The organism is Nonomuraea sp. NPDC003201 (assembly GCF_053590415.1).
The window spans coordinates 22496-33113 of sequence record NZ_JBSFTC010000106.1; the positions used below are offsets into that span (position 1 = coordinate 22496).

The 10618-nt window shown below is 70.6% G+C and carries 12 protein-coding genes and 1 pseudogene; 6 read left to right on the top strand and 7 right to left on the bottom strand.

The window, feature by feature from the left end; all coding sequences use genetic code 11:
• Positions 1–26: 26 nt before the first annotated feature.
• Positions 27–1769: a proline--tRNA ligase gene (locus tag ACWDX9_RS30900; protein ID WP_449959981.1), complete on the top strand. Its 1743-nt coding sequence runs from the start codon at positions 27–29 to the stop codon at positions 1767–1769.
• A 202-nt stretch (positions 1770–1971) separates the two neighbouring features.
• Here ACWDX9_RS30900 and ACWDX9_RS30905 read toward each other — a convergent pair whose 3' ends face one another.
• Genes ACWDX9_RS30905 through ACWDX9_RS30920 form a run of 4 tightly spaced genes read right to left on the bottom strand, consistent with a single transcriptional unit; the run spans position 1972 to position 5780 of the window.
• Entirely contained in the window at positions 1972–3471 is a 1500-nt protein-coding gene (locus ACWDX9_RS30905) for a tripartite tricarboxylate transporter permease (RefSeq protein ID WP_449959983.1), read from the bottom strand.
• A 1-nt stretch (position 3472) separates the two neighbouring features.
• On the bottom strand, positions 3473–3952 hold the full coding sequence (locus ACWDX9_RS30910; protein WP_397367598.1) for a tripartite tricarboxylate transporter TctB family protein: 480 nt from the start codon (positions 3950–3952) through the stop codon (positions 3473–3475).
• Positions 3949–4935, bottom strand: a complete 987-nt coding sequence (locus ACWDX9_RS30915; RefSeq protein ID WP_449959985.1) for a Bug family tripartite tricarboxylate transporter substrate binding protein — start codon at positions 4933–4935, stop codon at positions 3949–3951. The genes ACWDX9_RS30910 and ACWDX9_RS30915 overlap by 4 nt, the downstream gene beginning before the upstream one ends.
• Positions 4932–5780, bottom strand: a complete 849-nt coding sequence (locus ACWDX9_RS30920; protein WP_449959987.1) for a hypothetical protein — start codon at positions 5778–5780, stop codon at positions 4932–4934. The genes ACWDX9_RS30915 and ACWDX9_RS30920 overlap by 4 nt, the downstream gene beginning before the upstream one ends.
• Positions 5781–5848: 68 nt before the next feature.
• On the opposite strand from ACWDX9_RS30920, the gene ACWDX9_RS30925 reads away from it, so the two are divergent.
• Positions 5849–6916 carry a DUF5937 family protein gene (locus ACWDX9_RS30925; protein WP_449959989.1) on the top strand — a complete coding sequence of 356 codons (1068 nt, stop codon included), beginning with the start codon at positions 5849–5851 and terminating at the stop codon, positions 6914–6916.
• 22 nt (positions 6917–6938) lie between these two features.
• Here ACWDX9_RS30925 and ACWDX9_RS30930 read toward each other — a convergent pair whose 3' ends face one another.
• The gene (locus ACWDX9_RS30930; protein WP_449959991.1) at positions 6939–7424 is read right to left on the bottom strand and encodes a ferritin-like domain-containing protein; all 486 of its coding nucleotides are present in this window, start codon (positions 7422–7424) and stop codon (positions 6939–6941) included.
• Complete coding sequence (locus ACWDX9_RS30935) at positions 7421–7882, bottom strand: hypothetical protein (protein ID WP_449959993.1); 462 nt, start codon at positions 7880–7882, stop codon at positions 7421–7423. Before ACWDX9_RS30935 ends, ACWDX9_RS30930 begins: the two co-directional genes overlap by 4 nt.
• 299 nt (positions 7883–8181) lie before the next feature.
• On the opposite strand from ACWDX9_RS30935, the gene rimP reads away from it, so the two are divergent.
• From rimP to ACWDX9_RS30955, 4 genes and pseudogenes are all read left to right on the top strand, one after another.
• On the top strand, positions 8182–8667 hold the full coding sequence (rimP, locus tag ACWDX9_RS30940) for a ribosome maturation factor RimP (protein WP_449959995.1): 486 nt from the start codon (positions 8182–8184) through the stop codon (positions 8665–8667).
• A 12-nt stretch (positions 8668–8679) separates the two neighbouring features.
• The gene (gene nusA, locus ACWDX9_RS30945) at positions 8680–9684 is read left to right on the top strand and encodes a transcription termination factor NusA (protein WP_449959997.1); all 1005 of its coding nucleotides are present in this window, start codon (positions 8680–8682) and stop codon (positions 9682–9684) included.
• Positions 9668–9967, top strand: coding sequence for a YlxR family protein (locus ACWDX9_RS30950; RefSeq protein WP_185071781.1), 300 nt, complete (start codon positions 9668–9670; stop codon positions 9965–9967). Before nusA ends, ACWDX9_RS30950 begins: the two co-directional genes overlap by 17 nt.
• A gap of 125 nt (positions 9968–10092) precedes the next feature.
• Positions 10093–10236 (top strand): annotated as a pseudogene (locus ACWDX9_RS30955) (translation initiation factor IF-2 N-terminal domain-containing protein); the annotation flags it as partial.
• Between the two features lie 132 nt (positions 10237–10368).
• Here the strand turns inward: ACWDX9_RS30955 and ACWDX9_RS30960 are convergent.
• Positions 10369–10618 (bottom strand): hypothetical protein (locus tag ACWDX9_RS30960; RefSeq protein ID WP_449959999.1); only part of this gene is annotated, 250 nt, incomplete at its 5' end.

A 10618-nucleotide genomic window follows, 5' to 3' on the forward strand; every position in this document is an offset into this window, starting at 1 on the left:
CATCCAGGTTCGAGCAAGGAGTAGCCGTGTTGCTGCGCATGTCGTCGTTGTTTCTTCGCACCCTGCGGGACGACCCGGCAGACGCGGAAGTGCCGAGCCACAAGCTCCTGGTCCGCGCCGGCTACGTTCGCCGGGTGGCGCCCGGCATCTACTCCTGGCTGCCCCTCGGCAAGATGGTGCTGGAGAACGTCGCCAGGATCGTCCGCGAGGAGATGAACCGGATGGGCGGCCAGGAGGTGCTCTTCCCCGCCCTGCTGCCCCGCGAATACTACGAGGCCACCGGCCGCTGGACCGAATACGGTGACACGCTCTTCCGGCTCCAGGACCGCAAGGGCGCCGACTACCTCCTCGGTCCCACGCACGAGGAGCTCTTCACCGACATGGTCAAGGGCGAATACTCCTCGTACAAGGACTATCCGGTCACCCTCTACCAGATCCAGACCAAATACCGCGACGAGGCCCGACCCAGGGCGGGCATCCTGCGCGGGCGCGAGTTCCTGATGAAGGACTCGTACTCGTTCGACCTCGACGACGACGGGCTCAAGCACTCCTACGAGCAGCACCGCGACACCTACATCCGCACGTTCGACCGGCTCGGCATCGACTACAAGATCGTGTTCGCCCAGTCGGGGGCGATGGGCGGGTCGGCGTCGGAGGAGTTCCTGGCGCCCACGCCCACGGGCGAGGACACGTTCGTGGCCTGCCACTCGTGCGGCTACGCGGCCAACGCCGAGGCCGTCGTCACGACCGCGCCCGCCGTCCGTCCGGTCGAGGACGCGGCGCCGCTGCAGGTCATGGACACGCCCGACACCCCGACCATCGAGACGCTGGTGTCGTACGTCAACGAGCACCACGGCCTGTCCGTCACCGCCGCCGACACGCTCAAGAACGTCGTGGTCAAGGTCACCACGCCCGGCTCCGACAAGGTCGAGACCCTGATCATCGGCGTGCCCGGAGACCGCGAGGTCGACTTCAAGCGCCTGGAGGCGGCGCTGGCGCCCGGCGAGCCCGCCATCTTCGAGGCCGCCGACTTCGCCAAGCACCCCGGGCTCGTACGCGGCTACATCGGGCCGCAGGTCCTGAGCTCGCTCGGCATCCGCTACCTCGTCGACCCCCGGGTCGTCACCGGCACGTCCTGGGTGACCGGCGCCAACGAGCCGGGCAAGCACGCCGCCAACGTGGTGGCCGGGCGCGACTTCACCCCCGACGGCACGATCGAGGCCGCCGAGGTACGCGCCGGCGACCCCTGCCCCCGGTGCGGCTCCGGCCTGTCCATCGACCGCGGCATCGAGATCGGCCACATCTTCCAGCTCGGCCGCAAGTACGCCGACGCCGCCGGCCTCGACGCCCTGGGCCCCGACGGCAAGCCGATCCGCATCACGATGGGCTCCTACGGCATCGGCGTCTCCCGGGCCGTGGCGGTCATCGCCGAGCAGGCCCACGACGCGCTCGGGCTCGTGTGGCCCCGAGAGGTCGCTCCCGCGGACGTGCACATCGTCGGGACCGGCAAGGAGAACCAGGTGGAGGCGGCCCTGGAGCTGGGGGCCGAGCTGGAGTCGCGCGGGCTGCGGGTGCTCGTGGACGACCGGCCTTCGGTCTCGCCGGGGGTGAAGTTCAAGGACGCCGAGTTGCTTGGGCTGCCGACCATCGTGGTGGTCGGGCGGGGGCTGTCGCAGGGGGTCGTGGAGCTTCGGGACCGGGTCTCCGGGGAGAAGTCGGAGATCCCCCTGTCCGAGGCCGCCGACCGCATCATCGCCGCGCTCGCCTGACCCAGGCCTTCGCGCCGGGCCCTTCGGGGCTCGGCGCATCGACCCGCCTCCAGGGGTAACGCACCCTTGGAGGCGAGGCACCCTCGAACACCACCCACCTCGGCCGGCGATGCGCCCCGGGCGGGGTTCGTGCGCTGGGTTGGGAGGCGCCCTCGGGAGCCGATGCGCCCGAGGCGGTGGCGCGAGTGACGGGCTCGAAGCGTCAGACAGCGGGAACGGGGGTTTTGGCGCGGCGGCGGAGCAGGGGTGGGCCGATGAGGCAGGCGGCTGCGATGAGCAGGATGGCCAGGGAGACCGGGCGGGTGACGAAGATCGAGGGGTCGCCCTCGCTGAAGGCCAGGGCGCGGCGGAACTGGACCTCCATCAGCGGCCCCAGCACCGCTCCCAGGATCAGCGGGGCCACCGGGTACCGGGCCCGGTGCAGGATCCAGCCCAGCAGCCCGAACCCGTACGCCACCAGCACCTCGAAGACGCTCTGGGAGATCGAGTAGACCCCCAGAGTGGCGAAGGTCAGGATGGCGGCCGTGAGGAGGGCGGCGGGGACGGTGAGGAGCTTCACCCAGACCCGGATCAGCGGCAGGTTGAGCACCAGCAGCATCACGTTCCCGATGTAGAGGCTGGCGATCAGCGTCCACACCAGCACCGGTTGCTGGTCGAAGAGCTGCGGCCCGGGCTGCACGTTGTAGATCTGGAACGCGATCAGCAGCATGCTCGCCGTGGCCGACGTCGGGATGCCCAGCGTCAGCAGCGGCACCAGAACCCCCGAGAACGCCGCGTTGTTGGCCGCCTCGGGCCCGGCCACGCCCTCGATCGCGCCCTGGCCGAACTCCTCCTTGTGCTTGGACAGCCGCTTCTCGACGTTGTAGCTCAGGAACGTGGGAAGCTCGGCGCCCCCGGCGGGCAGCGACCCGATCGGCAGGCCGAACAGGGTCCCGCGCAGCCAGGGCTTCCACGACCTGCGCCAGTCCTCGCGGGTCATCCCCACTTTCCCGGAGACCGTGACCGGAGGTTGCGCCGGCTGATGCCGGGAGGCGGCCGTGGAGATCGCCTCCGCCACCGCGAACAGCCCCACGGCGACCGCCACCACCGACAGCCCTTCGTAGAGGTCCGGCACGCCGAACGCGAACCGCGGCTGCCCGGTCATCTGGTCGATCCCGACCATCCCGATCGTCAGGCCGAGGAACAGGCTCGACAGCCCTCGTACGATCGAGTCCCCCATGAGCGAGGTCACCGTCACGAACGCGAGCACCATGATCGAGAAGTACTCGGCCGGCTGGATCAGCTTGGCGATGTTCGACATGCCGGGAGCCAGGAAGGTGATGACGACCGTCGAGATCGTGCCCGCCACGAACGACCCGATCGCCGCCGTGGCCAGAGCCGCCCCCGCCCGGCCGCGCCTGGCCATCGGATAACCCTCGAGCGTCGTGGGGATCGAGGCCGTCTCGCCCGGGATGTTGAGCAGGATCGCGGTCGTCGAGCCGCCGTACATGCCGCCGTAATAGATCCCGGCGAACATCACGAACGCCCCCACCGGATCGAACACGAACGTCAGCGGCAGCAGCAACGCGATCGTCGTCGCGGGCCCGAGCCCGGGAAGCACGCCGACCAGCGTGCCGACGGTGACGCCGAGCATGGCGAGCAGCAGGTTCTGCAGGCTCAGCGCGTGGCCGAAGCCGTCCAGCAGGTTGCCCAGCACGTCCATCTCAGATCGCCAATCTGACCAGGCCCGGCGGCAGCGAGATGCCGAGGAGCCGGTCGAACAGGAAGTACGTGGCCAGCGCCAGCGCCAGCCCCACGAGCACGTCGCGCACCAGCCTCCTGCTGCCCAGCACCCTGGCGACGGCGACGAAGAAGGCGGTGGTCGCCTGCCAGTAGCCGGCCGGGACCAGGAGGATCGCGTACGCGGCCAGGCTGCCGATCAGGAGGAGGACGGAGGGCCAGTGCGGCTTCTCCGCCACCTCACCACCGGCATCGGTGGTGGCGGGGGCCGGCTCCCGCGTACCCGGTCTGAAGGCCTGGACGACCCCGATGACCGACACCACCGCCAGCCCGACCCCCACCAGCAGCGGGAACGCGCGCGGCCCCACCGCCTGGTAGCCCTCGCCCTGCGGGATCGCGAACGCCTGGGCCAGCACCACCACGGCCGCCGCCAGGAAGCCGAGCGAGACGATCCGCTGGGTCACTTGCCGAGCCCCAGTTCGCCCAGGATGGTGGTGACCTGGGTTCGCTGCTGGGCCAGCACCTGGCCGAACTGGTCGCCCGGCTGCCAGTCCTCGACCCAGTTGTTGCGTTCGAGCACCTTCTTCCAGCAGGGGGTCTGGCGCACCTTGTCCAGCAGGCCGATGACGTCCTGCTGCTGCTCCTTGGTCAGCCCGGCGGGAGCGAGCACGCCGGCCAGCGTGGAGATCGCCGAGTTGGCCAGGCCGAGCTCCTTCATCGTGGGCGCGTCGATGCCCGCGACCCGCTGCTCGGAGTCCACCGACAGCACCCGCAGCTCGCCCGCGGAGATCTGCGCGCGCAGCTCGGCGACGGTGTCGATGCCGGCCGTGGCGGCGCCGCTGAGCAGCAGGTTCAGGGACTCGCCGCCGCCCGCCGTGGGCACGAAGTTGACGTCCTTGGCGGCGACGTTCCGCTCCTTGGCCAGGCCCGCCACCGTCATCTGGCCGGGCCCGCCGAGCGAGCCGCCCGTCCACTTGACGCTGTGGGGCTTGGCCTCCATGGCGTCCAGCAGCGACTTCAGGTCCTTGTACGGCGACTTCGCCGCCACCACGATCGCGGTCGGCCCCCGGCTCAGCCCGGCCACGGGGGTGAGGGTGGCCAGGTCGACCGGCGACTTGTTGTTCACGATGCCGCCCAGCATGGTCACGCTGTCCATGACCATGAGCTGGTACGGGTCGCCCTTCTTCTTGGCGAACTGGGCCAGCCCGATGGTGCCGCCCGCGCCGGGCACGTTCGTGACCGTGGTGTCCACGTCGGCCACCTTGCACTCGCTGAGCGAGCTGGCGATGCCGCGCGCCCGCGTGTCCCAGCCGCCGCCGGGGCTGCCCGGCGCCATGATCGCCAAGGGCTTGCTGGGATAGCCGCCACCCGAGTCGGTGGCCTCGCCCACGGCGCAGCCGCTGAGCGTCACGGCCACCGCGGCGGCGGCCAGCAGTTTGATCTTCATGATGACTCCCGGGGGGTGAGGATCGATGCGAAGAAGTCCTTGACCGGCTCGAGCACCGACATCGGGTCGTGACCCACGCCCGGCACGACGTCGAACCGCACGTCGATGCCATGGGCCTCGAAGTTGTCGCGCAGCGCCTTGAGCCGTTCGATGCGGGTGACCCCGTGGGCGTCGGCGCCGTCCATCCAGTTGGAGTCGCCCTGGTTGTTGATCTCCCAGGTCTCCACGTCCGCACTGCCCACGACCATCTGCACCGGCACGTCACGAAGCTCCTCGAATCTGGGAGCGCTGCCGAACTCCTCCTCGAACCCCTCCAGCCCGATCCACCACGGGCTGTTGTGATCGATGTACGTTATCCGCCCTGGTGCACCGATTGACAATCCGGTGAGCCGGTCGGGGTGCAGGTAGGCGAAGCGGTGCACGAACTGTCCGCCGCCGGAGAACCCGTGCAGGAGGAACCGCTCGGTCCGTGCGTTGAAGCGCTCGCCGGTCTCCTCGACCATGGCCAGCAGCGCGTGGTCGAAGCGGATGTCGCCGTACTTGAGGAACTTGAAGCTGTGCAGGTCGTACGGGTCGTCGCCGATGCCGGCGGGGAAGAGCGGGGCCAGGACGAGGCAGCCGTGCTTCTCGGCCCACTCGGCGAAGTTGTCCCGGTACTGCGGGCCGCGCCGTCCCGTGCCGTGCTGCAGAACCGCCAGCGGCAGGGGAGCGCCGTCCTGGTCGTGCGCCGACGGTACGTACAAGCAGTAGGAGAACCTCTGGTCGTACCTCGACGCGAATACGGTCGTCGCACCCGCCGAATAGAAGCCGGTCGGATGCTTGACCACGTGCAGTTCCTCAGCCATGACGCCACAGCCTGGGCAAACGCCGGGTGACTCTCAAGCAGATTGTCGTCAACGCGGTAATGTGCAGGGTGGCCGTCACGCTCCTCCTCGACTCCCCCGGCACCGGATCCGTCGCCGTCCAGCGGTCGCCGCTGGCCGAGCTGTGCGCCTGCCTCCACGTCCTCGACGAGCCCGGCCACCACCCCGGCAGCGCGAGCTGGGTGGCCAGGGCGCACGCCGGGCTGGACAGCGAGCTGCTGGTCACGGCCGCCGCCTGGGCGCCGCTCTGGAGCGCCTTCCGCGCCCGCTACCTGCTGCCGCTGTCGGCGGGGCCGGCGCGTACGCTGGCCGGCGAGCTGCGGGAGGTGGCCGGGCTGCCCATCGGCGACTTCGTGGCGATGACCGTGCAGGCCCTCATCGGCAAGAACGACACCGAGCTGGCGCCCAGGCTCAGCGACGAGGTGCTGCAGCGGCTGCGGCTGATCTCCACCAGCCGGATGGAGATCGGCGCCCGGCTGCGCGCCGACCCCGAGGCGTTCCGCGGCGAGCTGCTCGGCTTCCTCGCCGACTTCGCCGCCGCGGCCTTCGACGCCGAATGGCCGTCGTTGCGGCCGGCCCTCGACCGCGACCGCGCCGAACGCGTACGCGACCTGCACCGGCGTGGCGCCCTGGTCCTGGCCGACCTCCCGACCGCGTCCACGTCGTCCGGCGCGCGAAGGCCGCTGCGCGTCGTGTTCGACAAGCTCTACAACGCCACCGCCCGCGTGGACGAGGGGCGGCCCTGCCTGCTCGTCCCGACCGTGCACGGCCGGCCGCACTTCGTGATCAAGCACTATCCCGGCTACCCGGTCGTCATCCAGTACAGCGCCGACGGCGCCACCACGCCGACGCTGGAGACGGCCAGGCGCCGGCTCGCCGCGCTCCAGGATCCGACCAGGCTGCGGCTGGCGTACGCGATCCTGCGCAACCCCGTCGCCACCTCCGAGCTGGCCATCCAGCTCGGCATGACCGCGCCCCAGGTCTCCAGGCACCTGCGCAGGCTCAGGGAGGCGCAGCTCGTGCACACCCACCGGCGCGGCTCGGTCGTCTACTACCAGCTCGACGCCGACGCCGTCGAACGCCTCGGCCCCGACCTGCTCTCCGTCCTGTACCGGTGAAGAGCCCGCGCGGTGCGGAGGGTCAGCCGCCCTCCTGCGACGCCGAGGGCGCCGAGGGCGATGCGGGCGGGGACGGGGGCGGCGCCGCCGCCGCGGGCATACCGGGGAAGGCCGGAGGCTGGGCAGGGCGGAAGGCGTACGAGCGGGTCGTCGCCTCCTGCATGGCCTGCGCGGCGTAGCGGCGCAGCGAGACGTCCTGCGCGGCGGCCAGCTCGAGGTAGGCGGCCGTGACGCCGGTCTCCAGGTGCACCGCCAGCCTGACCGCCAGCGCCGGCCCGGAGGGGAAGAACGGCAGCGCGTAGGAAGCGTCGGGCTCGACCGGCCGCCCGCCCCGCGCCGTGATCAACGTGCGGAGCTGGTCGCGCTGCGTCCGGTGGGCGTCGAAGGCCTCGCTCATCCTGGCCCGCAGCGACCCCGACGTCCGCGCCCCCAGCAGCCCGTACGCGAACAGCACGGCGTGCTCGGCGGCCAGCGCCTTGCGGAGTTTCTCGACGTCGTCGGGGTTCACAGCGACCTCGGCAGGGCGAGTGCGTGGGCCGCCTCGCAGGCCCCGATGCTGGCGAGGAGCTGGGCCACGCCCGGTGAGACGCGGTCGAGCTGGCGGATCCGCAGGGCCGCCGCCTTGCGCTCCAGATCGCGCAGGCGCGACAGGGACGGCTTGGGGGAGGAGGTCGGGGTGGCGGTGACAGGAGGTGTCGAGGCCACGGTGACGTATTTGCGCAGCTCGTTCACGTGGGCCTGGTGACGGTCACGGAACGGCACCAGTTTCTGCGCCCCGCCGGAGATCAGCGACGAATAGAGCGCGATCGTCCGCTCCTTCTCCGCGATCAGCTCCTTGAGCAGCGTGGTCTCAGGGGAGTCGGAGGCCCGGACGGACGGCTGCGGCGGGCCGGTGGCGCTGCAGGCGGTGAGAGCGGCCGCTCCGCCCGCCAGCAAGGCTCGCCGGGAGAGGTGACGCGGGCGCACGGGCTAGAACCTCCAGTGACGGTGGAGCCGACCGACGGGAAAGCCGCCCATGGCCAGGCGCACCCGATCGACGCCGCGGCGGCGGGCCCTTCGGGGGCTTTCTCGTCGGTAGCATCGTACGGGCTGGTGCCCGCGATCGCTGTCAGGCGACGCTCCGCCATTCGACCATGACGAGTGGCGCTCTTTCCGTGCCCCCATACAGATAGGGTGTCAACTGTCGTCGCTGGCTGAGCGGCCAGACGGCGGAGAGCCAGAGGCGAGGTCCGCCCGGCTGAGACATGACAATAGGGGAGGTCGATATGGGCAGCGCATCACCCCGCGACCACCTGATGAAGCTCCTTGAGCCTGTGGTCAGCGCGGAGGGCCTCGATCTTGAGGACATCACGGTCACCCAGGCCGGCAAGAGACGGCTGCTGCGCGTGATCGTCGATCGCGACGGCGGCGTGAGCCTCGACGACGTGGCCGACGTGAGCCAGGCGGTCTCCACGGCCCTCGACGACGACGACTCGATGGGCCAGACGGCTTACACGCTGGAGGTCTCCTCGCCGGGCGTCGACCGCCCGCTCACCGAGCCACGCCACTGGCGCCGCGCCGCGAAACGCCTGGTGAAGGCCGAGATGCGAGACGGCACCGTGGTGGAGGGCCGCATTCTGGCCGCCGACGAGGCCGGTGTCGACCTCGACGTCGAGGGCGCCGCACGCAGGCTTGATTACGAGGACCTGACCCGGGGACGGGTACAGGTGGAGTTCCGCCGGATCGACGACGTCGACGGCGACGAAGGCTAAGGGGGAGCCGTCGTGGACATCGACATGAGCGTCCTGCGCAGCCTCGAGCGAGAAAAGGACATCTCCTTCGACCTGGTCGTCAAGGCGATCGAGGACGCGCTGCTGATCGCCTACTTCCGCACTGACGGCGCCGCCTCCAAGGCGCGCGCCCAGCTCGACCGCAGCAGCGGTCACGTCACGATCTGGGCCGCCGAGCTGGACGAGGAGGGCGAGGTCGTCAGGGAGTACGACGACACGCCTAACAACTTCAGCCGGATCGCCGCCACCACCGCCAAGCAGGTCATCCTGCAGCAGCTGCGCGACGCCGAGGACGAGATCAACTTCGGCGAGTTCGCCAGCCGCGAGGGCGAGCTGGTCTCCGGCGTCATCCAGCAGGGCAAGGACCCGCGGGTGGTGCTGGTCGACCTCGGCAAGATCGAGGCCGTGCTGCCGCACGCCGAGCAGGTCCCCGGCGAGGACTACGTGCACGGAGAGCGCATCCGCGCCTACGTCGTGCAGGTGAAGAAGGGCCACAAGGGCCCCTCCGTCACCTTGTCGCGCACGCATCCCGGGCTGGTGAAGAAGCTGTTCGCGCTGGAGGTGCCCGAGATCGCCGACGGCACCGTGGAGATCGCCGCGGTGGCGCGCGAGGCGGGCCACCGCACGAAGATCGCGGTCAGGTCGCGCAAGCCCGGCGTCAACGCCAAGGGCGCCTGCATCGGGCCGATGGGCTCGCGGGTGCGCAACGTGATGACCGAGCTGCACGGCGAGAAGATCGACATCATCGACTGGTCGGAGGATCCGGCCGAGTTCGTGGGGAATGCCCTGTCACCGGCGCGTGTTTCCCATGTCGAGGTGCTCGATCTCGAGGGGCGCGTCGCACGGGTGACCGTGCCCGACTACCAGCTTTCGCTGGCCATCGGGAAAGAGGGCCAGAACGCCCGGCTTGCCGCGAGACTCACCGGATGGCGGATCGACATCCGGCCGGATACTCAGGCCGAAGATGCCGCCGGTTCCGTAGATGCGTCAACACGGTAAGCTGGAATATGGTGGCCAAGCGACCCCACAGCGCACCTGTGTGGGCTGCAGGGTTCGTACGGCTAAGTCCGAGCTGCTCCGTCTGGTGCGGGTCGAGGACCATGTGGTCCCTGACCTGCGAGGACGGCTTCCTGGCCGCGGTGCATCGCTGCATCCGTCCTTGAGCTGTCTGGAGCTTGCCGAGCGTCGCCGAGCGTTTCCGCGCGCTTTCCGCGTGGCGGGGCCGCTTGACGTCTCGCGCGTGCGGGCGCAACTAGAAGGAGACCACGCAAATGTCATGTAGGACGCCGAGTTGATGGGCGGAGTCAGATTGCTATGAGCGCCTGATGAGCACGCGGCGATGAAGACGTCAAGTTAGCGACGGTCCGGACGGCATAGCCAGCCTCCCGGGCCGAGTAAGGGAGTGCAGTGGCGAAGGTCCGGGTATACGAGCTCGCTAAGGAGTTCGGCGTAGAGAGCAAGGTCGTCATGGCCAAGCTCCAGGAGATGGGAGAGTTCGTCCGCTCGGCGTCCTCGACCATCGAGGCGCCGGTGGTCCGCAGGCTCACCGAAGCTCTGGGCGCATCGAAGGGTGGGCCCTCCAGAGGCGGCGGACAGCCGTCCAACAGGCCGCAGCCGCCCAAGGCTGCTCCCCGGCCGGCAGAAGGCCAGGCCGGTAACGGCGCCGCGCAGGCGCCGATCTCCTCAGCCCCGCGTCCGGGGCCGGGCCCCAGGCCCGGTCCGGGTCCGCGTCCGGGCCCCGCGGGCGGCGGTCAGCCGCGCCCGCCGGTGCCCATGCCCCACCAGCAGCCGCAGCAGCCCGAGGCTGCTCGCGGTGAGACGTCCGGGGCTCCTCAGGCACGGTTCGAGAGCGGCGCGCCCGCGCGCCCGACTCCGGGTCCGCGTCCCGGCCCTGGCGGCGGTGGCGGCGGTGGCCGTCCCGGCCCCAAGCCGG

What these genes read in the sequence shown, in the direction of transcription:
- ACWDX9_RS30905 (WP_449959983.1), bottom strand. Translation starts at nt 3,471, where the DNA reads ATGGACGTGCTGGGCAACCTGCTGGACGGCTTCGGCCACGCGCTGAGC.
- ACWDX9_RS30915 (WP_449959985.1), bottom strand. Translation starts at nt 4,935, where the DNA reads ATGAAGATCAAACTGCTGGCCGCCGCCGCGGTGGCCGTGACGCTCAGC.
- ACWDX9_RS30920 (WP_449959987.1), bottom strand. Translation starts at nt 5,780, where the DNA reads ATGGCTGAGGAACTGCACGTGGTCAAGCATCCGACCGGCTTCTATTCG.
- rimP (WP_449959995.1), top strand. Translation starts at nt 8,182, where the DNA reads ATGGGCAGCGCATCACCCCGCGACCACCTGATGAAGCTCCTTGAGCCT.
- ACWDX9_RS30950 (WP_185071781.1), top strand. Translation starts at nt 9,668, where the DNA reads ATGCGTCAACACGGTAAGCTGGAATATGGTGGCCAAGCGACCCCACAG.